24 protein-coding genes are annotated in these 24,844 nt (G+C 76.2%); 19 read left to right on the forward strand and 5 right to left on the reverse strand.

Translation table 11 applies throughout. From position 1 onward, the window contains the following. Positions 1-237: 237 nt before the first annotated feature. Entirely contained in the window at positions 238-1,629 is a 1,392-nt protein-coding gene (locus HWY08_RS05825) for a hypothetical protein (protein ID WP_176063851.1), read from the reverse strand. 289 nt (positions 1,630-1,918) lie between these two features. Here HWY08_RS05825 and HWY08_RS05830 point away from each other — a divergent pair, with 289 nt between their 5' ends. The 5 genes from HWY08_RS05830 (at position 1,919) to HWY08_RS05850 (ending at position 6,400) form a co-directional block, all read left to right on the forward strand. Continuing rightward, positions 1,919-3,034: an ABC transporter substrate-binding protein gene (locus HWY08_RS05830; protein ID WP_176063853.1), complete on the forward strand. Its 1,116-nt coding sequence runs from the start codon at positions 1,919-1,921 to the stop codon at positions 3,032-3,034. Positions 3,035-3,132: 98 nt separating this feature from the next. Next, positions 3,133-4,008 (forward strand): branched-chain amino acid ABC transporter permease, encoded by an 876-nt coding sequence (locus HWY08_RS05835; protein ID WP_176063855.1) that lies wholly within the window; start codon positions 3,133-3,135, stop codon positions 4,006-4,008. Between the two features lie 10 nt (positions 4,009-4,018). Continuing rightward, a complete protein-coding gene (locus tag HWY08_RS05840; protein ID WP_176063857.1) occupies positions 4,019-4,918 on the forward strand; it encodes a branched-chain amino acid ABC transporter permease in 900 nt (299 codons plus the stop codon). Continuing rightward, positions 4,902-5,660 carry an ABC transporter ATP-binding protein gene (locus HWY08_RS05845; RefSeq protein ID WP_176063858.1) on the forward strand — a complete coding sequence of 253 codons (759 nt, stop codon included), beginning with the start codon at positions 4,902-4,904 and terminating at the stop codon, positions 5,658-5,660. Before HWY08_RS05840 ends, HWY08_RS05845 begins: the two co-directional genes overlap by 17 nt. Next, a complete protein-coding gene (locus HWY08_RS05850; RefSeq protein WP_176063860.1) occupies positions 5,657-6,400 on the forward strand; it encodes an ABC transporter ATP-binding protein in 744 nt (247 codons plus the stop codon). Before HWY08_RS05845 ends, HWY08_RS05850 begins: the two co-directional genes overlap by 4 nt. Before the next feature lie 493 nt (positions 6,401-6,893). On the opposite strand, the gene HWY08_RS05855 is transcribed toward HWY08_RS05850, so the two are convergent. Both HWY08_RS05855 and HWY08_RS05860 read right to left on the reverse strand, forming a co-directional pair. Further along, positions 6,894-7,253, reverse strand: a complete 360-nt coding sequence (locus tag HWY08_RS05855; RefSeq protein ID WP_176063863.1) for a four helix bundle protein — start codon at positions 7,251-7,253, stop codon at positions 6,894-6,896. A 262-nt stretch (positions 7,254-7,515) separates the two neighbouring features. Further along, the gene (locus tag HWY08_RS05860; protein ID WP_235969475.1) at positions 7,516-9,915 is read right to left on the reverse strand and encodes an endonuclease MutS2; all 2,400 of its coding nucleotides are present in this window, start codon (positions 9,913-9,915) and stop codon (positions 7,516-7,518) included. A 73-nt stretch (positions 9,916-9,988) separates the two neighbouring features. Here HWY08_RS05860 and HWY08_RS05865 point away from each other — a divergent pair, with 73 nt between their 5' ends. After that, complete coding sequence (locus HWY08_RS05865; protein WP_176063867.1) at positions 9,989-10,210, forward strand: hypothetical protein; 222 nt, start codon at positions 9,989-9,991, stop codon at positions 10,208-10,210. A gap of 291 nt (positions 10,211-10,501) precedes the next feature. Then, positions 10,502-11,155, forward strand: coding sequence for a tetratricopeptide repeat protein (locus HWY08_RS05870; RefSeq protein WP_176063869.1), 654 nt, complete (start codon positions 10,502-10,504; stop codon positions 11,153-11,155). Positions 11,156-11,170: 15 nt separating this feature from the next. On the opposite strand, the gene HWY08_RS05875 is transcribed toward HWY08_RS05870, so the two are convergent. Continuing rightward, positions 11,171-11,626 carry a hypothetical protein gene (locus HWY08_RS05875; RefSeq protein ID WP_176063872.1) on the reverse strand — a complete coding sequence of 152 codons (456 nt, stop codon included), beginning with the start codon at positions 11,624-11,626 and terminating at the stop codon, positions 11,171-11,173. Between the two features lie 142 nt (positions 11,627-11,768). On the opposite strand from HWY08_RS05875, the gene HWY08_RS05880 reads away from it, so the two are divergent. The 5 genes from HWY08_RS05880 to HWY08_RS05900 all read left to right on the forward strand — a co-directional run bounded on the left by HWY08_RS05880 (position 11,769) and on the right by HWY08_RS05900 (position 16,459). Next, positions 11,769-12,032 (forward strand): hypothetical protein, encoded by a 264-nt coding sequence (locus HWY08_RS05880; protein WP_176063875.1) that lies wholly within the window; start codon positions 11,769-11,771, stop codon positions 12,030-12,032. Between the two features lie 49 nt (positions 12,033-12,081). Further along, a complete protein-coding gene (locus HWY08_RS05885) occupies positions 12,082-13,197 on the forward strand; it encodes a glycosyltransferase family 4 protein (RefSeq protein WP_176063878.1) in 1,116 nt (371 codons plus the stop codon). Continuing rightward, positions 13,197-14,945 carry a lysylphosphatidylglycerol synthase domain-containing protein gene (locus tag HWY08_RS05890; RefSeq protein WP_176063881.1) on the forward strand — a complete coding sequence of 583 codons (1,749 nt, stop codon included), beginning with the start codon at positions 13,197-13,199 and terminating at the stop codon, positions 14,943-14,945. The genes HWY08_RS05885 and HWY08_RS05890 overlap by 1 nt, the downstream gene beginning before the upstream one ends. 12 nt (positions 14,946-14,957) lie before the next feature. Next, entirely contained in the window at positions 14,958-15,578 is a 621-nt protein-coding gene (locus tag HWY08_RS05895) for an RNA polymerase sigma factor (protein WP_176063883.1), read from the forward strand. A 74-nt stretch (positions 15,579-15,652) separates the two neighbouring features. After that, positions 15,653-16,459: a hypothetical protein gene (locus HWY08_RS05900; protein ID WP_176063885.1), complete on the forward strand. Its 807-nt coding sequence runs from the start codon at positions 15,653-15,655 to the stop codon at positions 16,457-16,459. A gap of 109 nt (positions 16,460-16,568) precedes the next feature. Here HWY08_RS05900 and HWY08_RS05905 read toward each other — a convergent pair whose 3' ends face one another. Beyond that, positions 16,569-16,970, reverse strand: coding sequence for a hypothetical protein (locus HWY08_RS05905; protein ID WP_176063887.1), 402 nt, complete (start codon positions 16,968-16,970; stop codon positions 16,569-16,571). Positions 16,971-17,093: 123 nt separating this feature from the next. On the opposite strand from HWY08_RS05905, the gene HWY08_RS05910 reads away from it, so the two are divergent. The 7 genes from HWY08_RS05910 (at position 17,094) to nadD (ending at position 24,832) form a co-directional block, all read left to right on the forward strand. Continuing rightward, positions 17,094-18,743 carry a caspase family protein gene (locus HWY08_RS05910; protein ID WP_235969476.1) on the forward strand — a complete coding sequence of 550 codons (1,650 nt, stop codon included), beginning with the start codon at positions 17,094-17,096 and terminating at the stop codon, positions 18,741-18,743. A gap of 44 nt (positions 18,744-18,787) precedes the next feature. Then, complete coding sequence (locus tag HWY08_RS05915; RefSeq protein WP_176063891.1) at positions 18,788-19,813, forward strand: hypothetical protein; 1,026 nt, start codon at positions 18,788-18,790, stop codon at positions 19,811-19,813. A 166-nt stretch (positions 19,814-19,979) separates the two neighbouring features. After that, a complete protein-coding gene (locus HWY08_RS05920) occupies positions 19,980-20,564 on the forward strand; it encodes a hypothetical protein (RefSeq protein WP_176063893.1) in 585 nt (194 codons plus the stop codon). 588 nt (positions 20,565-21,152) lie between these two features. Next, entirely contained in the window at positions 21,153-22,502 is a 1,350-nt protein-coding gene (locus HWY08_RS21800) for an adenylate/guanylate cyclase domain-containing protein (RefSeq protein ID WP_235969477.1), read from the forward strand. Continuing rightward, positions 22,499-23,701 carry an exo-beta-N-acetylmuramidase NamZ family protein gene (locus tag HWY08_RS05930; RefSeq protein ID WP_235969478.1) on the forward strand — a complete coding sequence of 401 codons (1,203 nt, stop codon included), beginning with the start codon at positions 22,499-22,501 and terminating at the stop codon, positions 23,699-23,701. The genes HWY08_RS21800 and HWY08_RS05930 overlap by 4 nt, the downstream gene beginning before the upstream one ends. A gap of 10 nt (positions 23,702-23,711) precedes the next feature. Next, complete coding sequence (locus tag HWY08_RS05935) at positions 23,712-24,269, forward strand: hypothetical protein (RefSeq protein ID WP_176063895.1); 558 nt, start codon at positions 23,712-23,714, stop codon at positions 24,267-24,269. After that, positions 24,266-24,832 (forward strand): nicotinate (nicotinamide) nucleotide adenylyltransferase, encoded by a 567-nt coding sequence (gene nadD / locus HWY08_RS05940; RefSeq protein ID WP_263858064.1) that lies wholly within the window; start codon positions 24,266-24,268, stop codon positions 24,830-24,832. The genes HWY08_RS05935 and nadD overlap by 4 nt, the downstream gene beginning before the upstream one ends. The last annotated feature ends 12 nt before the right edge of the window (positions 24,833-24,844 follow it).

Genomic DNA, 24,844 nt, shown 5'->3' on the forward strand with positions numbered 1-24,844 from the left:
GCTTGGCCTCCCAGGTGCGAGCTCATTGAAGTCTCGCGGGGTTGCTCGCCTTTTAGCACAGCTGGCGAGCAGGCGGCCACAAACGGGGCTCCCCCAGCACGAGCCTGGGTGGAATTCACCTCGGGGTCACACGAGCGTTTCCGCCCCGACACGGCGCGTCACGGTGAGTGCTGCGACGCGGCAAAATAGAAGGGCGAGCCGGGGTGCCCGGCCCGCCCTCGTCCGGCTCGCCGGTCCTTAGAAGAAGTAGTTCCCCGAGAGGATCCACTGGTTGCCGTCGAGGTCGCCGGAGTTGCCGGCGGCCGTGGCGGCCGTGACGACCGGCGTCACGCCGGCGGCGGTGGCGTACTGGCGGGAGCGGGTGACCATGTGGATCCACTCGAACCCGATGGCGTAGTCGGAGGACGCTCCTCCCACCTTCACGCTGTCGCGGTACTGGAGCATGCCTACCGTGGTCACGTTGCGGAGCTTCGTGTAGCCGCTGGCGATGGCCTCGGCCTCGTCCGGCCGCTCGATGCCGGCGTAGCCCCAGATCGAGAGCTGCTTGGTCAGGTTGAAGCCGGCCTGCACCCAGCCGCCCACCGCGTGGATGTCGCCGCGGTTGTTGGGGTTGAACTGCAGGAAGTTCCCGACGAGCGGCGCCAGGTTCTTGCCGGCGAAGCCGGTCGCGGCGAGCTGCAGCGGGCCGACCTTGGCCTTGCCGCCGGCGTTCACGGCGATGACGTCGAGGTCGGAGGAGATGCCGCCCGTGGTCGTGGGGAGGGCGCCGACGCCGGAGCGATCGATGCGCTGGTAGTGGCCGGTCGAGAAGAGGCTCCAGTCGCCGCCGCTCGCCAGCATGAGCCGCGCCTCGACCGCCGGGATGCCGGAGGCCACGCCGTTGCTGAACCCGTACGCGTCGCCGCCGGCGGTGTTGGTCCCGGCGGTGGACGTCACGGTGTTGTTGCCGATGCCGCCCGCGTCGGCCCACTGGCTACGCCCGACCTCCCAGGCGAACTCGAGGTTCATGGCCTTCTTGTCGCCGAGGGTGTGGAACCCGAAGATGCCCGGGCGCCGCCAGCCGATGTTGCCGGAGCCGTAGCCGAACGGGAACGCGATGTGCGCCAGCGAGGCGGGCGCGATGGTGAAGATGAGGTCGTTGGTCTGGCCGAAGAGGACGCGGTTGCCGCCGCCCCAGTCGAGCTCGGCGTAGGCCCAGCGCAGGCGGGGCGTCACCGAGACGTCGCCGTAGTTGCCCGACCCAAACCCACCGAAGAAGTCGATCTCGAGCACCGCGCGCGGCGTGGCGCCGCCGAACGCGGGCAGCTGCGGGCCGGCCACCGAGAAGTTGAAGCGCGACTGGCGGACGTCACCGCCGAAGATCATCTTGTCCGCGTTCGGCTGCTTCGGCGGTTGCGAGTTGACGAAGAGCGACTGCTGCCCCTCGCTCGGGCCGAGGCTGGCGTCCTGCATGTACACGGACCCCGACACGAACCCGTGCAGGGCGAAGGTGAAGGGAGGGCTCTTGGGCGCCTCCGCCTTCGCCTCCTCCGTCGGCGTCTTGCCGAGGTCGGTGGGCTTGGGCTCTTCGGCGTGGCTGACCGTTGTCCAGCACAGGAGCAGCGCGCCCGCCAGTGCATGAATTCTCACGTCGGTACCTCCGGCACGTTTGATGTTGGATTGCCGCTTTGGGCCCCAACGGGGCTCCGAGGGGGTGAGTCGATTCAATACCATTTTTGCTTCAATCATGCGAAACGTTCCTGACGATCCGGAGCGGAGCTGATTGACGCACGGCGTAATGCTGTGCGTGAAGCGAGCGATTGTTTCGTGTGCCCGATTGGGGCGTGGCCGCGGGCATTCCCGCGTCACTCCTCGCTTTAGTTTGCCGGCCCGCGCCGGACCGAATAGAGCGGGATCCCCGCGATGGAGGAGGTCGACGATGTCCACGTTCCGTCATGCGTTCCTTGCGGTACTCATCCTTTCAGGGGGCACGGCGCTCGGGGCCGATCGCACGGCTCGCATTGGCGCCGCGCTCAGCCTCACCGGCGACGCGGGCGTCTACGGCGCCACCCAGCGGAACGGCCTCCAGCTCGCCGTCGAGGAGGTGAACCGCACGGGGAGGGTGCCCGGCGTCAAGCTCGAGGTGGTGATCGACGACGACGGCTCCTCCAAGCAGCAGGCCATCAGCGTCTACCAGCGGTTCATCAATCAGCAGAAGGTGAGCGCCATCATCGGGCCGACGCTCTCCACCATGGCGACCGCCGCCGACCCGATCGCGCAGATGGCCAAGGTCCCGGTGGTGGCGGTCTCGAACACGGCCGCGAAGGGCATCACCGACATCGGCGATCACATCTGGCGCGTGTCGCTCATGGAGAAGCAGGTCGTCCCGGGCGCGATGAAGACCGCCCAGCAGCGCCTCCACTTCAAGACGGCCGGCGTGCTGTACGGGAACGACGACGTCTTCACCAAGGCCGGCTACGACGTGATGAAGGCGACGCTCGACCAGCTCGGGGTCAAGATCCTGGGCACCCAGACCTTCGCCCGCGCCGACCGCGACTTCAACGCTCAGATCACCGCCCTCAAGTCGCAGAACCCCGACCTGCTGGTGGTGTCGGCGCTGGCCGAGAACGCCGCCGCCATCGTGGCCCAGGCGCGGCAGCTGGGCTGGACCGGGCCCATCATGGGCGGCAACGGCTTCAACAGCCCCGCCTTCATCAAGAACGCCGGCCCGGCGGCGGAGGGAGTGCTGGTCGGCACCGCCTGGAACTCCGCCAGCCCCGCGCCGGCCAACCAGCGCTTCAAGCAGGAGATGGCGGCCCGCGGCTTCACCGCCGACCAGTTCGCCGCCCAGGCCTACACGGGCGTGCTGGTCCTGGCCGAGGCGATGAAGCAGGCGGGGGGCAAGACCGGCCGCGAGGACATCGAGGCGGGGCTCGCCAAGGTGAAGAACCTCGACACGCCGCTCGGCGCCTTCTCCTTCAACCCGTCGCGCGACGGCGAGCACGAGCCCGCCGTCCAGATCGTGAAGAACGGGAAGTTCGAGATCCTCCAGTGAGGCGAGCGATCGTCTGGTGATAAGGTCGTCCAGGGCGCCCCGACCGGTCGCCCTGGACGGCCCCCGAGGCGGGCCGCGGCACGGAGGGGCGGAGCGGCATGCAACAGGTCGTCAACGGGCTCTTCCTGGGCAGCATCTACGCGCTGTTCGCGCTCGGCTACACGCTCGTCTTCGGCGTCCTCGACATCCTCAACCTGGCGCACCAGGCGGTGTTCATGCTGTGCGCCTTCACGGCGCTGGCCCTGGTGGGGACGCTCCACCTCCACACGCTCCTCGCGCTGCCCCTCGCCGTGGGGGCGGCGGCGGTGGTGGGCGTCGTGCTCGAGCGGGTCGCCTTCCGCCCGCTGCGCGGCCGGGCCGACTCCAACATCTCGGGCCTCATCAGCTCGCTCGCGGCCGCCACCATCCTCGAGGCGATCGCGCTCACGGCCTGGGGCCCGGGGCAGTTCCGCTTCCCCTTCGGCGCGGTGCCCGACCGCCGGCTCCAGCTCGGCGGCGCGGTCGTCTCCGAGGTCCAGGCGGTCATCATCGGGATCTCGGTGGCGATGATGCTGGCCCTCACCTGGCTCCTGCGCCGGTCGCGCCTGGGGCGCGAGATCCGGGCCGTGGCGGAGAGCCCGCTGGCGGCGCGCATCCTGGGGGTCGACGTCGACCGCGTCATCGCCGCCTCGTTCGCGATCTCCTCCGCCCTGGGCGGCGCCGCGGGCGTGCTCTTCGGCCTGGCCTTCAACGACGTCTCGGCCGACATGGGCCGGAGCGTCGAGCTCAAGGGGCTGGCGGTCATCATCCTGGGCGGGATGGGGAGCATGCCGGGCGCGGTGCTGGCCGGTTACGGGCTCGGCGTCATCGAGGTGTTCACGGTGGCGAAGCTCGGCTCCTCGTGGCGGGACGGCGTCTCGTTCGCCGTGCTGTTCCTCGTGCTGCTCCTCCGCCCCCGCGGGCTGCTCGGCCAGGCCGCGACGCGGCTCGCCTGAAGGGACCGGCTTGGACCAGCTCGCCGAGCTCTGGCTCACCTACCAGTCCGCGGTCGCCTTCATCGGCGTGAACGCGCTCCTCGCGCTGTCCGTGTACGCGACGCTCTCCTGCGGCCAGCTCTCCCTCGCCAACGCCGGCTTCATGGCGCTCGGGGGCTACGCCGGGGCGCTCCTCACCCTGAACACCGGGTGGCCGTTCCCGCTCGTGCTGGCGGCCTCGGCGGCGCTGCCGGCGCTGGTGGCGGTCCCGCTGGGCCTGCCGGTGCTGCGGCTCCGCGGCGTCTTCCTCGCCATCGCCACCATCGGCTGGGGCGAGGTGGTGAGGCTGGCGCTCGTGAACTGGGACTACACGAACGGCGCGCTGGGCCTGGTCGCCATCCCGCAGCGCGCCGGGCCGGGCATCGTGTACGTGTGCCTGGCGCTGGCGGCGTTCGTCTTCTGGCGGCTGCGCGGGTCGCGGGCGGGGCAGGCGCTCGAGGCCATCCGAGAGGACGAGCCCGCGGCGCGCACCCTCGGCATCGACACCACCGGCCACAAGCTCGCCATGTTCGCGCTGGGCGCCGGGCTGGCGGGGCTGGCCGGCGGCCTCGAGGCGCACCTCACCTTCATGGTGGCGCCGAGCGGCTACGGCTTCGCGCGCGTGGTCGACATGCTGGTCCAGGCGGTGGTGGGCGGGGTGGCGCACTTCGGCGGGCCGATCCTGGGGGCGGCCTTCCTGACGCTCTTGCCGGAGGGGCTGCGCGAGGTCTCCCGCGTCACCGGCATGGAGCCGGGGCCGCTGCGGCTCCTCGTCAACGGCGCGGTGCTGCTCGCGGTGATCCTCTTCCTGCCGAACGGGCTCGTGTCGCTGCCGGAGCGGATCCGCGCCTGGCGCGCCGAGCGGAGGGCCGCCCGTGCTGCTCTCGGTTGAGGCGGTCTCGCGCGCCTTCGGCGGCGTCCGCGCCGTCGACGGCGCGACCTTCGGGCTCGCGGCGGGCGAGGTGCACGGCCTCATCGGCCCGAACGGCGCCGGCAAGACGACGCTGCTCAACATCGTCTCGGGCCTCCTGCGCCCCACCTCCGGCCAGATCCGGCTCGACGGCACGCGCACCGACGGGCTGGCGCCGCACCGGGTGGCGGCGCTCGGGGTGACCCGCACCTTCCAGAACATCCGCCTCTTCCCGCAGCTCTCGGCGCTCGAGAACGTGCTGGTGGGCGAGCACCTGCGCCGCGACGCGCCGCTGTGGCGGCGCATGGTCTTCCACCCCGCGGCGGCGCGCGAGGAGCGGGCGGCCCGCGAGCGCGCGCTGGCGCTGCTCGAGCGCGTCCGCCTGGCGGATCGCGCCGGGGAGCGGGCGGGCACCCTCTCGTACGGCGAGCAGCGCCGGGTCGAGATCGCCCGCGCGCTGGGGGCCGAGCCGCGGGTGCTGCTGCTCGACGAGCCGACGGCAGGGATGAACCCGGCGGAGGTGGAGCAGGTGGCGGGGCTCATCCGCGAGGTGGCCAAGCTGGGCCACTCGGTGCTGCTGGTGGAGCACAACGTGCCGCTCGTCTCGAAGGTTTGCGACCGGGTCACGGTGCTGAACTTCGGCCGCGTCATCGCCGACGGCACGCCGGCCGAGGTGATGCGCGATCCGGCGGTGGTGGACGCCTACCTGGGGACGCGCCGATGAGCGAGGCGGGAGCGCCGCTGCTGGAGGTGGTGGACCTGCAGGTGGCCTACGGCCACGTGCAGGCGGTGCGGGGCATCTCCTTCACCGTCCCGGACCGCGCCGTCGTGACCCTCATCGGGCCGAACGGCGCGGGCAAGAGCAGCACGCTCGGCGCGATCGCGGGCCTCCTCCGCCCGCGCGGGGGGACGGTGCGGCTCGCGGGCCGCGACGTGACCGGGCTCCCGGCGCACACGGCGGTGGCGGCGGGCCTGGTGCTCGTGCCCGAGGGGCGCGCCATCCTGGCCCGCATGACCATCGAGGAGAACCTGGTCCTCGCCGCCGAGAGCCGCCCCCAGGCGCTGCCGCCGGCGGAGCGGCCGGCGGCCATCGAGGCGCAGTACGCCCGCTTCCCGGTGCTGGGCGAGCGGCGCCGCGCGCTGGCGGGCACGCTCTCGGGCGGCGAGCAGCAGATGCTGGCCATCGCCCGCGGCCTCCTGGCCCGCCCGCGCCTGCTCATGCTGGACGAGCCGTCGATGGGCCTGGCGCCGCAGCTGGTGGACCGCATCTTCGACCTGGTCGCGGAGATCCACCGCGAGGGGACGACCATCCTGCTGGTGGAGCAGAACGCCCGCACGGCGCTGGCGGTCTCCGACCACGGCTACGTCCTCGAGCGCGGCCAGATCGCCCTCTCCGGCCCCTGCTCCACCCTCGCCTCCGACCCCCGCGTCCAGGCCGCCTACCTCGGCGGCGACGTGGAGTGAGGTCGCGGTTCGCGGTTCGAGGTCGCGGTTCGAGGTCGCGGTTCGAGGTCGAGGTCGAGGTCGAGGTCGAGGTCGAGGTCGAGGTCGAGGTGCCGCCACGTTCCTACCCTGGCCGCCCCGCGCCCGCGCGCGCGTCGGCGCCCGTGCTCCGCGCCGCGCCAGCTGCTCCCGAGGCCGGAACGCGCACCGCGGTCCACTCGACGCGGCTGCGGAATCTTGCACCGCGGCGCCTGCGCGCCGCGGTGCTTCGGTCAGTCCTCGCCGCGACGCGGGCCACTCGGCGCGTTCCGGCGAACCTGGCGCTGGTGGCGGCGCTCCGCAATGGCGCCTCGTGCGCGCGCGGGCGCGGTGCGGCACCGGCCGGCGCGGATGGCGCCCTCGTGCGCGCGCGGGCGCGGTGCGGCACCGGCCGGCGCGGAGGGATGGCGCCTCGTGCGCGCGCGGGCGCGGTGCGGCACGGGCGGTGCGCCGTGCCGCACGTGAGCGCCCGGACTCACCTCGCCAGCGCGCGCAGCATGTGCTTCACCCGGACCGCGAGCGCCTGCGCGCGCCGCGCGGGCTCGGCCGCGAGCGCCCCGATGGCGTGCGCCAAATCCACGGCGCCGACCACCTCGTGCAGCGAGCCGTTGGCGAGCGCGAAGTGCTTGCGCCGCATGGGGCCGCTGTCGCTGGGAAGGCCTTCGCAAAGGTTCAGGAAGACCGACTTCGCCGCGCGCGTGGCCTGGTCGCGAAGCTCCGCATCCGCGATGCGCGAAGCGTGCACGAGCGCCGCGAGCTCGCGCGCCGCAACGTAAACATCGAGACTTTGAAACGGGAGCGCCTCGACCTCGACGGCATTTGGAAGATGAGCCATTTCCGCCTCCTCACGCGAAGCAGGGAGGCGGAAATGGCGAGCGCCCCATGTGCCGTCGAGGTCGAGGTCGAGGTCGATGGTCGAGGTCGATGGTCGAGGTCGATGGTCGAGGTCGAGGTCGAGGTCGATGGTCGAGGTCGATGGTCGAGGTCGAGGTCGAGGTCGAGGTCGAGGTCGAAGGTCGAGGTCGATGGTCGATGGTCGATGGTCGAGGTCGAGGTCGAGGTCGAGGTCGAAGGTCGACGGCCGAAGGTCGCCCCCCTCACCTCCTCAGCTTCACCGCCGTCACCGCGTCCCCCCCCTCGTGCCTCTCCCCCGGCCCGAAGCTCGCCACGTACGGCGACGCCCCCAGGTGCTCCCGCAGCGCCTGCTTCAGCGCGCCGGTGCCGTGCCCGTGCAGGATGACCGCCTCGGGTGCCCCCTCCGCGTAGAGCCGGTCGAGGAACCGGTCCACCTCACGGAGCAGCTCGTCCACCCGCAGCCCCCGCGCGTCGAGGCGGCGGTCGGGCAGGACCACGGCGGCGGGGCGCGCCTCCTCGGCGGCGTCGAGCTTCTCGGCGCGGCTCTTGCCGAAGCCGGGGGCGGCGGGCGCCTTGCCCTTGAGGGGCAGGAGGTCCGCGCGCGGCCGGCGCACCTTGAGGGCGCCGGCGCGGACGAGCGCCTCGTCCCCGGACACCTCCAGCACCTCGGCGTCCTGGCCGAGCGAGACGATGCGGACGCGGGCGCCCTTGCGGAGCTCGCCGCCGGGCTCCGCCTCGACCCCGGCGCGGGCCTGCGCGTCCGCGGCGCGCGAGGCCTGCGCGACGGTGGCGCGCCAGGCGTCGAGCTGCTTCTGCGTCTCGCCCGCCTTGCGCAGGGTGGGGGCGGCCTGCAGCTCGGCGAGCACGCGCGCCACCTCCCCACGCGCGGCCTCGAGCTCCTCGGCCAGCGCCTCGCCCATCCGCGCCGCGGCCTCGCGCTCGGCCCGGCGCGCCGCCTCCTCGCTGGCGCGGGCGCGCGCCTCGGCTGCGGCGGCGGCCGCCCGGGCCTCCTCCGCCCCGCGCCGCTCGGCGGCGAGCCGGGCGCGCTCCTCCTCCAGGGCGCGCAGCGCCTGGGTGAGCGCGCCGCCCTGGCCGGTCAGCGCGGCCCGGGCCCGCTCCACCACCGACGGCGCGAGCCCCACCCGCTGCGCCACCTCGAGCGCGGAGGAGCTGCCCGGCGAGCCGAGGTGGAGCTGGTAGGTGGGGGCGAGCCGTTCGGCATCGAAGCCGACGCGCGCGTTGGCGAACCGCTCGTCGGTGAGGGCGAGCGCCTTGAGCTCGTCGAGGTGGGTGGTGACGAGCACCTGGGCCCGGCGCTCCAGCAGGTCCTCCAGGATGGCGGTGGCGAGCGCGGCGCCCTCGCGCGGGTCGGTGTCGGCCGCGATCTCGTCCACCAGCACGAGCGAGCGGGGCCCGGCGCCCTGGGCGATGTCGCGGACGCTGGTGAGGTGGGCGGTGAAGGTGGAGAGGTCGCGGGCGAGGTCGCCGCGCTCGTCGATGGCGGCCCGCACCTCGGCGTAGAACGGCAGCCGCGAGCCCTGGGCGGCGGGGATGGGCAGGCCGGCGCGGAGCAGGCAGGCCGAGAGCCCGACCGCCGTGATGGTGACCGTCTTCCCGCCGCCGTTCGGGCCGGAGACGATGAGGGCGCGGCGCGGCGCCTCGAGGCGCACGTGGCTCGCCACCACCTTCTTCCCCTGCAGCACGAGCAGCGGGTGGCGCAGCGACAGGAGCTCGAAGCCGGCGTCGGGGGCGCACACCTCGGGCGCGTGCGCGTCGAGCTCGGCGGCGAGCCGCGCCTCGGCCTCGAGGAGGTCGAGCCGCCCCAGGACCTCGAGGTCGGCGAGGAGCTCGGCGGCGCGGCGCGAGACGCCCTCCGACAGCTCGCGCAGGATGCGCGCCTCCTCCTCGGCGGCCATCGCGCTCGCGATGGTGAGCTCGTTGCCCATGTCCACCATGGGCTCGGGCTCCACGAACAGCGTCTGGCCGGACTGCGACGCGTTGTGGACGATGCCGGGGACCTGGGAGCGCGAGCTCGCCAGGATGGGCAGCACGTACCGCTCGTCGCGGATGGTGAAGTACCGGTCGCGCAGGTGGCGCTGCATCCCCTCGTCGGCGAGCAGCTCCTCCACCCGCTGCTTGAGCGCGCGGTGCAGGCCCCGCACCCGGTCGCGCAGCGCGCCGAGCTCCGGGCTGGCGCGGTCGGAGACGGCGCCGGAGGGCTCGATGGCGCGCTCGACCCGGTCCGCCAGCCGCTCGTCCCCGGAGAGCCCCTGCGCGATGGCCCACAGCCGCTGGCTCTGGGCGGCGCGCGCCTCGAGGAAGCGCCGGGTGCGCGCGGCGGCCCGGACCAGCGAGGCGCACTCGCGCAGCGCCGCCGGCTCCAGGACGCCCCCCTTGCCGGCGCGGTCGACGTGCTCCTCCGGCGCGCCCGACATCCCGAGGGGGAGGGTGAGCCGCGCCTCGCCGAGCTGCCGCGCCTCCTCCACCTGGGCCAGCGCCTCGCGGACCTCCGCGGCCGAGGCGAGGAAGGAGAGCGCCTCGGCGCGCCGGCGGCCGGCGGGCAGCCGGCACTCCCCGGCGAGGGCGCGGACCACCTCGGGCCAACCGAGGTGGGTGAGGCTGGACTGGGAGGAGGTGTTCACGTCGTGTCTGGGTGCTAGAGTGTGGGGGGCGAGCGCGCCGGCGGGCGGCTCGTCACCATGCGAGGAGGATCGCATGACGCGGGCGAGCGTGATCGTGAGCCTGTGGCTGCTCCTGACGGGCGGCATCGGCGACGCCGCGCTCACCGGCGATCGCTCCCCGCTCTGGCTGCTCGCCTTCTACTTCGGCATCTCGCTCCTCACCGCGGGCGCGCTGTGGCTGGAGTACCGGGACGACGACGCGCCTCGCGCCGGGCTGTCCCGGCGGAGGCGCGAGCGCCTCTACCATTACGATTGAGCAAGGCGCCGGGCAAGCCCCGCCGCCCGGGACCGCTTCATCTCGACCCCGAGTTGGGGTAGAGGTCCCGAGCACGGCTCCGATCACGACGGCGGTGACGACTTGCAGGTAGAGGCTCCGACCGGATCGCTCCACGAACGTTCTCCTTCGGCCCGGGCGCACGCCCGGGCGCTGGGCTGCGCCCTGGCGGCCGCCGCGGTGGTGCTCGGTTGCGCGGCGCACCGGGTGACGGAGCCTCCTCCACCTCCGGTCGTACCGGCGCCGCCGGCGGTGGAGCCCTCCCCACCGCCCGTGGACGCGGCGCGCGAGCTGGCGCTCGGCCGCGAGGCCCGGCGCGCGGGGCGCCTGGCGGAGGCGCGCGAGCACCTCGCCGCGGCTGCCGACGCCGATCCCTCCGCGGCCGAGCCCCGCCTGGACCTCGCGGAGCTGCTGCTCGACGACGGGAAGGAGCTCGACGCGGCGGGCGATCTCCTCCGGCAGTCCCAGCTCCTGCACCACGACCCGGCGCGCCTGGCCCGGCTGTGCGGCGCGCTCGGGGAGCTGCGCGGTGACGATGCCTACGCCGTCGAGGCCTACCAGTCCGCCCTCGAGGTCGAGCCCGACCTCGACCTGCGCCTCCGCCGCGGCCTCCTGCTGGCGCGGCTCGGCCGGGGGCCGGAGGCGGAGCTCGAGCTGGCGCGGGTCGTGGCGGACCGCCCCGCGGAGCGGGCCGCGCGCGGCGCCCTGGCGACGCTGCTCGAGCGCGCCGGCCGGCGCGATGCCGCGGAGCACCAGCTCGCGGTGATGGCGGCGCTCTCGCCCTCCGAGCCCGCGCCGGTGCACGACCTCCTCGCCTTCTACCGGCGCCGGGGCGAGTCGGGCCACGCCGCGGCCGTCGAGCGCTGGGCGCGCGCGCTGGAGGGCGGGCAGCGCAAGCTGCGCCCGCTCCTGCCCGCGCGGCGTTGACCCGGCGCCCAGGACTCAGCGGGGCCCCAGCGTCGGCGCGGCGGCGCGCTCGGGCCGGCCGGCGAGCGCCGCCAGCACGGCGCCGATCGCGAACCCGCGCGGCACCCCGGCGGCGAGGGCGACCGCCGCCACCGGCCAGGGCGTGTCGAGCCACACGAAGGTCATGAGCACCGCCGAGAAGAGCCAGAACCCAGTCACCGCCGCCCCGAGCGCGAGGGCGCGCCGCCGCGCGTGCTCGGTGGCGATGAGCGCGATCACCGCGATGATCCCGCTCACGCAGGAGGTGGCGATGCCCACTGCGACCGGGGAGAGCGCCTGGAACGCCTCCGGCATGTCGGCGGTGCGGAGGTAGGGCGGGGTCGTCGCCGGGAGCTGGGCGGTGGCCACGTCGAAGACCGCGTGGAGCGCGGCGGCGAGCAGGCCGAGGCCGGCGAGCCGGGCGCGGCCGAGCGGGGCGGGGCGTTCGTTCACGTGAGGGTGGCCTCCTCGAAGCCGGCCGCGGGGCGCGGCGCCGCCGAGCTTACCCGGTCTGGGTGGCCGGTGCGGAGCGGCGTGCCTAACCTCGAAAAAAGGGAGGAGGAACGCCGGCGTGTCACCCGCGGGGCACCATCCCATGCGCAGTCAGCGCGGTCACCTCCGGCTCGCGTACACTCCGCCTGCGGACGCGCCGCCGCGCGCCCGCGCCCTGCAGCTCCTGCGCGCGATGATCGCCCGGCTCCGCATCTTCTTCACGAACCTGCTCGCGCTGGCGGGCGCCGTCCTCGCGCTGGCCCCGCTCCTCGTCCGCCGCGGGCCCGTCGGCCACCGCACCCAGGTGCCGCGCCCGGCCGCGCGGGTCATCCCGCTGCCGCCCCGCCGCCGCGCCTCCCCGCCGTAGCGGCGGCCGGCCGGACGGAGGGCGCTCGGCCCGTTAAGCAGGCACCGGCATGCGCGTCGGGATCGCCACCGAGTACTACTACCCGAGCATCGGCGGGGTGCAGGAGCACGTGCACCACTTCGCGCGCGAGGCGCGGCGGCTCGGACACAGCGTCAAGATCCTCACCAGCGCCATGCCGGACCTGCCGGCCCCCGAGGGCGAGGCGGCGGGACCGGACGTGCTGCGCCTCGCCCGGAGCCGGCCGCTGTTCGGGAACGGCAGCTTCGGGCGCGTCTCGCTGGGGCCGCGGCTGGCCCGGGCCGTGCGGGAGACGCTGGCCCGGGAGCGGTTCGACGTCCTGCACGTCCACTGTCCGCTCACGCCGGTCCTGCCCTTCGTCGCCCTCCACTACGCCGACTGCCCGGTGGTGGGCACGTTCCACACCCACTTCCGGCCCGGGGCGCTCTTCGCCCTCACCCGCCGCGCGCAGCAGCGATACCTCGACCGCCTCGACGCCGCCGTGGCGGTCTCGCGCGCCTGCCTCCGGGCGTTCGAAGGGCGCCTCCGGGCCGATTTCCGGATCATCCCGAACGGCGTGGACGTGGAGCGCTTCGGCCGCGGCCGGCCGCTCCGGCGCTTCGCGGACGGCCGCCTCAACGTGCTGTGGGTGGGGCGCCTCGAGCCGCGCAACGGGCTCGAGGGGCTCCTCGCGGCGTTCGCGGCGCTGCGCGCCGGCGCGGAGGCGCGGCTCCTGGTGGTGGGCGACGGGCCGCTGCGGCCGCGCTACGAGGCGCTGGTGCCGGAGGAGCTCCGCGAGGACGTGGTGTTCGCCGGGCGGCTGGTGGAGGAGCGGCCGGACTGGTACGCCTCGGCCGACGTGTACTGCGCGCCCGCCACCATCGCCAGCTTCGGCGTCACGCTCCTCGAGGCCATGGCGGCGGGGAAGCCCATCCTGGCCTCCGACATCGACGGCTTCCGCGAGGTCATGACGCACGGGCAGGAGGGCGAGCTCCTCCCGCCCGGCGAGCCCGAGGCCTGGGCGCGGGCGCTCCTGCGCCTCGCGCGCGACCCGGCGCGCGGCGCGGCCTACGGCGAGCACGGGCGGCGCACGGTGCAGCGCTACGCCTGGCCGCGGGTCACCTCCGAGGTGCTGGGGCTCTACCGCTCGATCGGTGTCGCCGGATGATGCCCTGGCGCAAGCGGCTCCTCCTCGCGCTGGCCGTCGCGGCCGGGGTGGCGCTCCTCGCCGGGGGCGCGGCGGCCCTGGCGCGCGGCCACCGCGCGGTGGGCGCGGCGCTCGCCCTGGCCGCGCTGGCCGGCGGCGCGGCGGCGCTCCAGGCCTGCTGGGTGCGCTTCGATCTCACCGGCGCGTCGCTGCGCCGCGGCCGGCGCGACCTCCGCCAGGTGGCGCTCACCTTCGACGACGGGCCCTCCGCCGACACCCCGGCCGTGCTGGAGGCGCTCGACGGGGCGGGGGTGCGGGCCACCTTCTTCGTCCTGGGCGAGCACGCGCTCCGCCACCCCGAGCTCGTGCGCGAGGTGGCGCGGCGCGGACACCTCGTGGCGCTCCACGGCCACCGCCACAGGAAGCTCCACCTGGCCGGCCCGCGGGCGGTGGCCGAGGAGGTGGACCTCGGCCGCGCGGCGGTGCGGGCGGCCGGGGTCGAGCCGGCGCCGTTCTTCCGCGCCCCGCACGGCTTCAAGGGCCCCTGGCTGCAGCGGGCGCTGCGGCGGCGGGGGCTCACGCTCGTGGGCTGGACGCGCGGCGTGTGGGACACCGAGCTCCCGGGTGCGGACGCCATCGCGGCGCGCGCCGCCGCGCGGCCCCGGGGAGGGGAGATCCTGCTCCTCCACGACGGGTGTGGGACGGCCGGCCGGGACCCGCGCCGGGAGCAGACGGCGGCCGCGCTGCCCGAGCTGGTGCGGCGCTGGCGCGAGGCGGGCTTCGAGTTCGTGACCATCGACGCGCTCGCCGCGCGCCGCGAGGCGCCGGCCCGCGGGCGCCTGGCGCGCCTCCTCGGGCTCGCCGCGCTCGCGGCGCTGGTGGTCCTCGCCGGGCGCAACCTCGACCCCGCCGAGCTGCGGCGCGCGCTCGCCGCCGCGAGCCCCGGCCTCCTCGCCGCCGCGGCCTGCGCGAACCTCGCCGCGCTCGCCCTGCAGGCGGGGCGCTGGCTCGCCGTCGTCCACCCGGTCGAGCCGCGCGCCCGGGCCCGGGACGCCTTCTTCGCGCTGGTGGCGGGGTACGCGGTGGGGCTCGTCGTGCCGGCGCGCGCCAGCGACCTCGCCCGCGCGCACCTCATGGCGCGGCGCACCGGCGCCTCGATGGCCACCCTCGCCGCGACCGCCGTGGTGGACCACCTGCTCGGCTCGGTGGCGCTCTTCGCCGTCCTGGGCCTCATGGCGGCCCTCTCCGGCCTCCCGCTGTGGCTGCGCAGCGCGGGCACGGCGGCCTTCGCGGTCGCGGTGGGGGCGCTCGCCGCGCTGTGGCTCCTGCGGCCGCGCGGCGAGGCGGCGGACGCGCCCAGCCACGGCCCGCGGGCGATGCTGGCGCGGCTCCGCCACGGGCTCACCGCGGTCGGGCGTCCCCGGGCGCTGCTCCTCTCCTGGGGCTTCGCGCTCGGCGGCTGGGGCGCCGAGGGGCTCATCGGGTGGCTCTCGCTGCGCGCCTTCGGGCTGCCCGCCACGATGGAGCTCGCGCTGCTCGTCGTGCTCGCCACCACGCTCTCGTCGGCGGCGTCGGTCTCGCCGGGCAACGCCGGCGCCTTCGAGCTCGCCTGCGTGCTGGCGCTCTCGAGCGCCGGCGTCGCCCGCGAGCCCGCCCTGGCGTTCGCGCTCGGGTACCACGCGGTGCACCTCGTCCCCGTGGCCCTGATCGGGGGCGGCTGGCTCCTCGCGCAGGGGCACCGCGGCAGCCTCGCGCGCGAACCGTCGTAGTAACCTCCTCCGGTGCCCGGGAGCCCCCTCCGTCCCCCGCGCCCTGCCGCGCCCGACGCCCTCGCGGTGGCGGCGCTGGTCGAGCGCGCCGTCGCCGGCGACCCGGCCGCGCTGCGCGCGCTCTACGACCGGCACCGGCCGGCGGTGCACCGCCTGGCCCGCGGGTTCGCCGAGCTCGACCCCGACGAGGCCGAGGACGTGGTGCAGGAGACGTTCGTGCGCGCGTTCCGGAGCCTGGCCCGCCTCGCCGACCGGGCGCGGTTCGGCGCGTGGCTGCTCGCCATCGCCCGCAACCGGGCGCTGACGCGGCTCGCGCGGCACCGCGCCTCGCGGCAGCTCGCGGAGGAGCTGGCCCAGGAGCCGGAGGCCGCCGCGCCCGAGGCCGAGCCGCTGGAGGAGGGCGTCGCCGCCGAGGTCGAGGTGGTGCGGCGGGTCATCGCCGAGCTGCCGGAGGGCGCCGAGAAGGAGACGGTGCGCCTCTTCTACCTGGAGGGGCGCCTCTCGGCGCGCGAGATCGCCGAGCGGATGGGGGTCGGGAAGAGCGCCATCACCATGCGGCTCGAGCGCTTCCGGGCCAAGGTGAAGCGGCGCGTGCTGGCCGAGGTGGCCAGGGCGCGGGGCGAGGGGTCCTAGGGAGGGGCGAGGCCCTCCGCGCACCTGGCGCGGGGATCGGTAGGGCGGGGGCTCGTCCCCCGCCGAGGACGATCATGGACGGACCGCATCTCGACCGCGACACCTACCGCCGCCTGCGGGCCGGCGCGCTCGAGCCCGCGCGCGCGCGGGCGCTGGCGGAGCACCTCGAGCGGAGCTGCGACGCCTGCGAGGCGTTCCTCGCTGCGCTCCCCCCGGACGCGCTCGACGGCGCGGTGGACGCCGCCCTGGGCGCGCTCGCGCCCGCCCCGGCGGAGGAGGCCGGCGGCGACCTCGAGTTCGCCCGCGTGCGGCGCGCGCTCGGCGGCCGGTGGCGGCCCGGCCCGGCGCGGCTGGTGGCGATCGCGGCCGCCGTCGCGCTGGTGGCGGGGGTGGGGGTGCAGGTGGCGAGGCTCCGGGCGGTGCACGACCGCGCCTGGAGCGGCGAGAAGGGGGCGCCCTTCGGCGTGCCGGCACGCCTGCGCTTCGCGGTGGTGGAGGGGGCCGGGGAGGCGCCGCGGCTCGAGCGCGGCCGGAGCGGGGCGGTGCTGCCGCAGGCCGCCCGCCTCGCCTTTCGCGCCGAGGTGGGCGGCCCCACCTTCCTGGCGCTCGTCCACGCCGGGGGAGGGGAGCTCGAGGTGGTGTGGCGCGGCCGCGCCGAGCGCGCGGGCGCGCTCGACCTGGCGGAGGGCGGGCGCGCGGCGGCGTTCCCGCTGCAGGGCCTGGCGGGCGCGCAGCGGTTCTCGCTGGTCGCCTCGGCCCGACCGCTGGCGGACGCGGAGCTCGCCGCGGCCGCGCGCGCCGCCGCCGAGCCGGGCCCGGCGATGGCGGCCGTACCCGGTGAGCCGCTCTCGGTCGACGCCGTGGAGGTGACGGTGCGGTGACGCCGCGTTCCGCGGAGGAGAGGGGCCGCTCGAGCCCTGCCTGACCTCGCGAGCTGGCGGCGGTTCCGAGCGGGTGGCGGGGTGGCCCGCCGGCGTCGCTCCGGGCGACCTACCGGGTAGGTAGGGCGGCCGGCTCAGAAGCGCGCGGAGGCCGGGCAACGCAACGTGCCACGCCGGCACGGCGCACGAGGTCCTCGCTTCGGCGTGGCACCGGCGTTGCTGGCGGCAGTACGGCGGGCGGGAGTCTCACGCAGGTCGGCCTCCGCTCCTTCGGACGGCCACCCCGCCTCCCGCTGACGGGCGTTGCCGTCCGCAGGTCGGAGTGGGGGGCGCTGTCGGAGTCGCCGTCGCCGCCGCCGCCGTCGCCGCGGTCGAGGTCGCGGTCGAGGTCGCGATCGAGGTCGCGGTCGCGGTCGCGGTCGAGGTCGCGGTCGCGGTCGCGGTCGAGGTCGCGGTCGCGGTCGAGGTCGCGGTCGAGGTCGCGGTCGACGTTGCCCGACAGCGATCGCACGCCCGGCCAAGGAGCGACCGCTCGCCAGGACCCCAGCAGGGCGTGTGAGGGGCAGGCGCTCGCGGATATGGACCAATCCGGCCGACGAGCATGCTTCTCCCCGGGAACAGCGCGCGCCTTGCGATGGCGGCCCTGGCCGCGCTGGCGACCGCCTGCGCGAGCGCGCGCGGCGCCCCGGCGGACGGCGCGAAGGGGCGGCTCGTCCCGCTCGACGTCGCGCCCGAGCGGCTCGACGCGAGCTACGCCCCGCGCCGGCTGGCGCTGCTCATCGGCATCCAGCGGTTCGACGACGGGGCGTGGGCCACCCTCCGCTACCCCGAGAAGGACGCGCGCGACCTGGCCGAGGTGCTGCGCGATCCGGGGAAGGGGGCGTTCGACGCCGTGGAGGTCCTCGCCGCCGGGCCGAGCGGCGCCGACGTCCGGAGCGCGCTGGCGCGCCTCGCGGCGCAGGTGCGCGACGACCGCGACACGGTGGTGGTCTACGTCTCGTCGCACGGCACGCTCGCCCGGGACGCCCGCGGCGAGCTGCGCCGGTACCTGGTGACGCGCGAGACGCGCCTCGCCGACGTGGCGGCGACCGCGCTCCCGCTCGAGGAGCTCGAGCGCGGCTTCGACGCGCTCCGCTCCCGGCGCAAGGTGCTCGTCCTCGCCGCCTGCCACTCCGGCGGGGGCAAGTCGCTCCTGCCGGGCGAGGTGAGCCGCGAGCTGGCCGGCACCAAGGGGGCCTTCTTCGTGCGGCCGATCGAGGAGGTCTCGCGCGCGAGCGTGGTGCTGGCGGCCAGCGACTGGGGCGAGACGGCGCGCGAGGACGAGGCGCTCCAGAACGACATCTACACGCACTTCCTGGTCGAGGCGCTGCGCCTCGGCGTCGACCGCAACGGCGACGGCGCCGTCACCGTCTCCGAGGCGCACGACTACGCGCGCCGGATGACCTACGAGTTCACGAAGGGGCGGCAGCGTCCCTCGGCCGAGTCGGCCGAGGTCGGGGCCGACGCCATCGTCCTGGTCGGGCGGGTCGAGCGCCGCGGGAAGCCCGAGCTGTACAGCTACGCCGCCCGGTTCGACGGCTTCACGCTGCGCGTCGACGGCCGCCCGCTGGCGGAGCTCCCGGGCGGCGCCGCCCTGCCGCCCGGGCGCCACCGGGTCCAGCTCGCCAAGGGCGCGGGGCCGGACGTGGTGGACGACGCGGTGGAGCTCGCCCCCGGCGAGCGCGTCGATCTCGAGGCGCTGACGGCCCGGGCCGAGGGCGCGTGGGAGGTGGCGCCGCGCCTCGCCGTCATGGGCTTCCTCGACGCGCGCGACCGGCGCGAGGTGCTCGGTCCGGCGATCGGCGCCGGCGCCATCGCGGTGGCGCGCGACTGGCCCTCGCACCGGGTGAACCTGCGGCTCGACGTGGCCGGCACGGGCGGGCGGGGCGCGCTCGACGCCACCACCGCGGCCGGCCCCGTCCACGCCGGCTACCGCTACACCGCCTTCACGGCCGGGGTGTCCCTCCCCTGGCGCACGGGGATCGGGCTGGGCGAGCGGCTCGAGCTCCTGGCGGGGCCGCGCCTCTCCCTCCTGTGGCTGCAGCGCAGCTACCAGCTCGACCTGGTGGCGCCGCAGAGCTACCTCACGCTCACGCCGGGGCTCGTGGCCGGCCTGGCGTGGCAGGTGGGCCGGGTGACGGTCGGGGCGGAGGTGCAGGCGGACTTCATGCTGCTCAAGGTGGACGGGCAGAACCGCTCGAGCGCCTTCGGCGAGCTGCTCCTCGGCGCCGGGTGGAGGTTCTGATGGCGCCGCGTGGCCGGAGCGCCGGAGGGCGGGGTCGTGGGGGCGTGCGCCCGATCCCCCGCCCGACGCTCGCCCTCGCCGCCCTGGGCGCCCTCGCCGCCGGCTGTGGCGGCCTCGCCTCGCCCGATCTCCAGACCGGAGAGGTGTCCGGCACCGTCGCGGGGGCGAAGGCGGGCGCGTACGCGTACGTGCTCGGCGCGCCCGGGCTCAGGGCCGCGGTCGAGGACGGCGCGTTCCGCCTCGAGCGCGTGCCGGTGGGGACGGCGCAGGTGGTGGTCTTCGACGGCGAGGCGCGGGCTGAGCTGGTGGCGGTGGAGGTGAGGCCCGCCTCGCGATCCCGCCTCGCGCGCGACGCCGCCGCGATGCCGCTCGCCGCCCGGGTGGTGCCGGTGCCGCGGCCGGTGGGCGGCTCCGCCGGCGCGACGGCGCGCTGCTCGGTGGACGGCACCGCGCTCGCCGACGTGCCGGCCGTCGCGGCGGGCGGGCTCTTCCCGCTGCCGGCGGGCCAGTTCTCGCTGCGCGCCGCCCTGCCGGGCTTCAAGACCTCCGCCAAGCTGGTGGCGGTGCCGGAGGCCGCCTCGCTGCCGGTCGAGGTGGAGCTCGAGATCGACGACGCCGCTCCCCTCCGCGGCTGCCTCGCGGGCACGCCGTGCGAGGTGGGGCTCGTCTGCGCCGGCGACGGCCGCTGCTACGAGTGCACCCAGGACGCGGACTGCGGCGCGGGGGGCGTCTGCAGCGCTGAGCACGTCTGCGCGAACCGGCCGCTCGGCTGCGGCGAGCCCTGCGCCGCCGGCGACGCCTGCCGCGCCGGGCTGACCTGCAGCGGCGGGACCTGCCAGGCCATCGCCGGGTGCGCGGCCTGGATGCAGAGCTTCGGCTCCGCCTGCAGGTTCGAGCCCGGCTACCCCGGCACCTGCGCGCAGTCGCTCGCGGGCGGCCGGTGCTGGGTGGCGCCCGGGCTCAGCGGCGAGGCCGCCGAGGTGGGATACTGCACCGCGCCGTGCGCCACGGGCGCCCAGTGCCCCACCTCGTACGCCTGCGACGCCACGGCCGGCGTCTGCGTGAGGTGACTTTCCCGGCGAGGTGAGCGAGCCTGCGGCCGCCCCGGACGGAATGGCCGGGGCGCTCCGCCGGTTGGTCCGGACGCGCCGCACCCGCTCGCCGGGGCAGCCGGCCGCAACCGCGGCCCCGCCGCGCGGGTTTGAATGCCGCGGCCCTCCACGAGGTCAGGTCACCATGAAGATCGCCGGCAAGCTCCTCGTCTTCGCGCTCGCTCTCTCCGCGGCGGGCGCCGCCCAGGCCGCGCCCCGCGGCTACTACTACCCGCAGCCCTCGTACTACGCGCCCCCGCAGAACGCGCTGCGGCTGCAGATCGGCGGGGCGGGGCTCTCCACGCCGACCGGCTACCTGTGCGACCCGTACTACTGCAGCACCGTCTCGGACACCTGGTCCGCGCTGGCGCTCGGCGGCGAGGTGGACCTCGCGCTCGGCCGCCGCGGGATCGTCAACTTCACCATCGGCGCGCACGAGCTCTTCGCCCAGCACGCCAGCGGCTACCCCAACATCTTCGAGCCGTGGGCGGGCCTCACCTTCAAGTTCATGCGCGGGGCCGAGGTGCAGCCGCGCCTGCTGGTCGGGCTGGGGCTGCTCTTCGCGGAGGGCGGGAACAGCGGCGCCTCGCTGCGCGCCGGCGGCGGCCTCACGCTCTTCGCCAACGCGCCGGTCGGGCTGGCGGTGGACCTCGTCATCGACGGCGGGCGGGTCGGGGACGCGGACCTGACGCAGGTGCAGTTCCTCATCGGGCCCGAGCTGCACTTCTAGGCGCCAAGCCGCGCGGGGCGAGGGGAGGCGACTTCGACCGCGACCCCGACCTCGACCTCGACCTCGACCTCGACCAACCTCGACCTCGACCGCGATCCCGACCGCGACCTGCGGACGGCCACGCCCGCCAGCGGGCGGCGGGGTGGCCCTCCGAAGGAGCGGAGGCCGACCTGCGTGAGACTCCCGCCCGCCGTACTGCCGCCAGCAACGCCGGTGCCGCGCCGACGCGCGGACCTCGTGCGCCGTGCCGGCGCGGCACGATGCGTTGCCCGGCCTCCGCGCGTTTCTGGGCCGGCCGCCGTACGAACCCGGTAGGTCGTCCGGAGCGACGCCGGCGGGCCACCCCGCCGCCCGCTCGGAACCGCCGCCAGCGATTCGCGAGGTCGGGCGGGGCTCGAGCGGCCCCCCGCTGGGCCGGGCGAGGGGAGACGCGACCGCGACCGCGACCGCGACCCCGACCTCGACCTCGACGTCGACCGCGACCTCGACCCCGACCGCGACCGCGACCACGACCGCGACCGCGACGCGACGCGACGCGGCGCCGGCGGAGCGCACCTCGCCGGCGGTGCGTGTTAACCTCGCGGCCTCATGCGCACCGAGAACCTGGCGGTGATGTTCACCGACATCGAGGGCTTCACCGCCAGGACCAGCCGGCAGACGCACCAGGAGAACGCGCTCATGCTGCGGCGCCACGACGCGCTGCTCATGCCGGTGGTGCGCGCGTTCGGCGGCCGCCACGTGAAGAGCATCGGCGACGCGTGGTTGGTGGTGTTCCGGTCGCCCACGAGCAGCATCCTGTGCGGCATGGCCATCCAGGACCGGCTCTGGGACTACAACCGCCGCGTCACCGGCGACGAGCAGATCCGGGTGCGGGTGGCGGTGAACCTGGGCGAGGTGCGGGTGACGCGCACGCTCGGCGCCACCGACGTGCTCGGCGAGCCGGTCAACATCGCGGCGCGCGTGGAGGGCGAGGCACAGGCGGGGGAGGTGCTCTTCACCGAGGCCGTGCACCTCGCCATGAACAAGGCGGAGGTGCCGGCGCAGGAGGTCGGCTACCGCCAGCTCAAGGGCGTGCCGGAGCCCATCCGGCTCTACCGCGCCGCCCCCGGTCCGGTCGCGCTCACCCCCACCAACTCGGCCGCCGCCGCGCCCGAGGCCGTGGAGCAGCCGCCCTTCGGGAACCACGCGCTCTCGCGGGTGAAGGGGCTCGGAGCGGCCGACCCTCGGGAGATCCTGCGGCAGGCGCCCGCGGCGCCCGACCTGCCCGACCTGGCCGACCTGGCGGGGCGGCTCGGGCGCGCCGGCGCCGAGGCGCTGCCGGGCCTGGCGGGGCGGCTGGGCCGGGTGGGGGCGACGCTGCCGGCGCTGGCGGGCCGGCTGGGCCAGGCCGGGGCGGCGCTGCCGCGCCGCGGCCGGCTGCTCGCGGCGGCGGTGGCCGGGCTGCTCGCGCTGGCGGCGGTGGCGTGGGCGGTCGTGCCCTCGCGGCCGGAGCGGCTCATCGAGGCGGGGCGGTTCGAGGAGGCGCGCCAGGCCATCGGCGCGCTGGCGGAGAAGCGCGGGTCGGACGACGCGGAGGTGCTCTACCTCGAGGGGCGGCTCTCGGAGGAGCGCTGGCACCGCGGCCAGGGCGGCCCGCGCGAGGCGTTCCAGCTCTACGGGCGCGCGCTGGCCGCCGGCAGCGGCGCGGCGGCAGGCGCCCTCGAGCGGGCGGCGGAGTCGAAGGACTGTGGCACCCGCCGCCTGGCGGCACGCGCGCTGGCGGACTCGCACAGCCCCAAGGCGAGGAGCGCGCTCAGGACGCTCGCCTCCGCCGAGCCGGAAGAGCCGGAGGCCCAGGACGCGCTCGAGAAGGTGAAGCGGATCTTCGGCGGCGGCGGCCGGTGCGGGGCGGGGGACCTGGCCCGCGACGCGCTCCGGGCGCTCGAGGAGGAGCGGTGACGGGCCGGAGGCGCGGCCGCGCCGTCGAGAGCGGCCTCGACGCGCTGGTGGCGGAGCGGTTCCGGCCCCTGCGCGGGCTCGCGGTGGGCCTGGTGTGCAACCCGACCGCCGTCGACCGGCGGCTCCGCCACGCGGCCGACCTCCTCCACGGCGCGGCGGGGGTGAAGCTGGCGCGGCTCTTCGGTCCCGAGCACGGCGTCCGCGGCGACGCGCAGTACATGGCGGCGGTGGGGGACGAGCGGGACCGGCGCACCGGCCTGCCGGTGCACTCGCTCTACGGCGCCACCCGCGCCTCGCTCACCCCCACGCCCGAGCAGCTGGCCGGCCTCGACGCGCTCGTCTTCGACATCCAGGACGTCGGCGCCCGCTACTACACGTACCAGGCGACGATGATGCTCTGCATGGAGGCGGCGGCGGCGGCCGGGCTGCGCTTCCTCGTGCTCGACCGGCCGAACCCCATCGGCGGCGCCGAGCTGGAGGGGCCGCGGCTCACCGCCGGCTTCGAGAGCTTCTGCGGGCTGCACGACCTGGCGCCGCGGCACGGGATGACGGTGGGCGAGCTGGCGGAGCTGTTCCGCGCCGAGCGGGGGCTCGACCTCGACCTCGAGGTGGTGGAGTGCCGCGGCTGGCGCCGCGGGATGCACCAGCGCGAGACGGGGCTCCCCTGGGTCTTCCCGTCGCCGAACATGCCGACGCCCGAGGCGGCGCTCGTCTACCCGGGGATGTGCCTGCTCGAGGGGACGAACCTCTCCGAGGGGCGCGGGACGACGCGGCCCTTCGAGCTCTTCGGGGCGCCGTGGCTCGACGGCGACGCGCTGGTGGCGGCGCTCCAGGCGGAGCGGCTGCCCGGGGTCGCGTTCCGGCCCGTGAGCTTCGTGCCGACCTTCGACAAGCACCGCGGCGTCCGGTGCCACGGCGCCGAGCTGTGCGTCACCGACCGCGAGGCGTTCCGCCCGTTCCGCACCGGCGTCGCCTGCGTCGCCGCCGCCCGGCGGCTCGACCCGGAGGCGTTCCGCTGGCGCACCGAGGCGTACGAGTTCGTGGAGGGGATCCCCGCCTTCGACCTCCTGTGCGGGTCCGCGCGCGAGCGGGAGGGGATCGAGCGCGGGCTCGCCGTGGCCGAGCTCGCCCGGGCGTGGCGCCCCGAGGAGCGGGCCTTCGCCGCGCGCCGCCGGCGCTTCCTGCGCTATCGCGGTTAGAATGCGGGGCGTGGTCCGCATCGGCCTGGTGAGCGACTCGTGGGGGGACACGCCGCTCCTGGCGCGCGCGCTGGCCGCGCTCGACCAGGCGGGCGCGGAGCGCACCTTCTTCCTGGGCGGCTGCTGGGCCGACGTCGACGCGGCGCTTGCGCCGCCCCTCGCCCCGCCGGGCGCCGCCCGGATCCGGGCGCGGTTGGTGCGGGTGGCGAGCCGGAGCTGCCCCGAGCGCGCCTCCGCCGGGGCGCCGGGCAAGGTGATCGAGCTCATCGGCGGTGCGCTCGGCTACCTGGTGAGCGACAAGGCCGACCTCACCCGCGACGAGATCGAGAGCGCGACCTTCCTCCTCCACGGCGGGGCCGGGGAGGCCGGGCTGGTGCGGATCGGGCCGCGCTTCTTCGTGACGCCGGGGCGGCTCGCGCCACCTCAGGGCGCGCCGGGCGCGGGGAGCTGGGCGCTGCTCGAGGTGGACGGCCCGCGGGTCGGCCTGGTGGTGCACGGCGCCGACGGCGCGGAGCGGACGCGCCTCGCCGAGCAGCTCCCCCCGGGCGCGCAGGTGAAGATCCAGTGACCGCCCGGCGGCGCGAGGTGGCGCTCCTCGGCGGCTCCTTCAACCCGCCGCACGTCGCGCACCTCATGGCGGCGTACTGGACGCTCGCCACGCAGGGCGTGGACGAGGCGTGGCTCCTGCCCACCTGGAAGCACGCCTTCGGCAAGCCCCTCGCGCCGTTCGAGGACCGGGTGCGGATGTGCGAGCTCGCCGCGGCGGCGGTGCGCGGCCTGCACGTGTGCACGGCGGAGGCGGAGCTCCGGGACGACCCGCTGGTCGGGAAGACCGCGCGGACGCTCGAGCACCTCGTGGCGAAGCACCCGGCGCTCCGGTTCGCGCTGGTGGTGGGCACCGACATCCTGCCCGAGGTGACGAAGTGGTACCGGTGGGACCGCGTCCAGGAGCTGGCGCGGGTGGTGGTGGTGGGCCGGCAGGGACACCCCGAGGGCGCGGAGGGCCGCCCCCTCCTGCCGCCCGTCTCCAGCACCGAGATCCGGGCCCGGCTCGCCCGCGGCGACGACGTCTCGGCGCTCCTGCCCCGGCGCGTCCGCGAGTACGTCGAGGAGCGCGGCCTCTACCGCTGACGCCGCGGCGCC

The sequence above is a fragment of the Anaeromyxobacter diazotrophicus genome, from assembly GCF_013340205.1.
GTDB classification, from domain to species: domain Bacteria; phylum Myxococcota; class Myxococcia; order Myxococcales; family Anaeromyxobacteraceae; genus Anaeromyxobacter_A; species Anaeromyxobacter_A diazotrophicus.

Coding starts and splice junctions, on each gene's coding strand:
- HWY08_RS05830 (WP_176063853.1), top strand. CDS start 1,919: ATGTCCACGTTCCGTCATGCGTTCCTTGCGGTACTCATCCTTTCAGGG.
- HWY08_RS05835 (WP_176063855.1), top strand. CDS start 3,133: ATGCAACAGGTCGTCAACGGGCTCTTCCTGGGCAGCATCTACGCGCTG.
- HWY08_RS05850 (WP_176063860.1), top strand. CDS start 5,657: ATGAGCGAGGCGGGAGCGCCGCTGCTGGAGGTGGTGGACCTGCAGGTG.
- HWY08_RS05855 (WP_176063863.1), bottom strand. CDS start 7,253: ATGGCTCATCTTCCAAATGCCGTCGAGGTCGAGGCGCTCCCGTTTCAA.
- HWY08_RS05865 (WP_176063867.1), top strand. CDS start 9,989: ATGACGCGGGCGAGCGTGATCGTGAGCCTGTGGCTGCTCCTGACGGGC.
- HWY08_RS05880 (WP_176063875.1), top strand. CDS start 11,769: ATGCGCAGTCAGCGCGGTCACCTCCGGCTCGCGTACACTCCGCCTGCG.
- HWY08_RS05885 (WP_176063878.1), top strand. CDS start 12,082: ATGCGCGTCGGGATCGCCACCGAGTACTACTACCCGAGCATCGGCGGG.
- HWY08_RS05890 (WP_176063881.1), top strand. CDS start 13,197: ATGCCCTGGCGCAAGCGGCTCCTCCTCGCGCTGGCCGTCGCGGCCGGG.
- HWY08_RS05900 (WP_176063885.1), top strand. CDS start 15,653: ATGGACGGACCGCATCTCGACCGCGACACCTACCGCCGCCTGCGGGCC.
- HWY08_RS05910 (WP_235969476.1), top strand. CDS start 17,094: ATGGCGGCCCTGGCCGCGCTGGCGACCGCCTGCGCGAGCGCGCGCGGC.
- HWY08_RS05920 (WP_176063893.1), top strand. CDS start 19,980: ATGAAGATCGCCGGCAAGCTCCTCGTCTTCGCGCTCGCTCTCTCCGCG.
- HWY08_RS21800 (WP_235969477.1), top strand. CDS start 21,153: ATGCGCACCGAGAACCTGGCGGTGATGTTCACCGACATCGAGGGCTTC.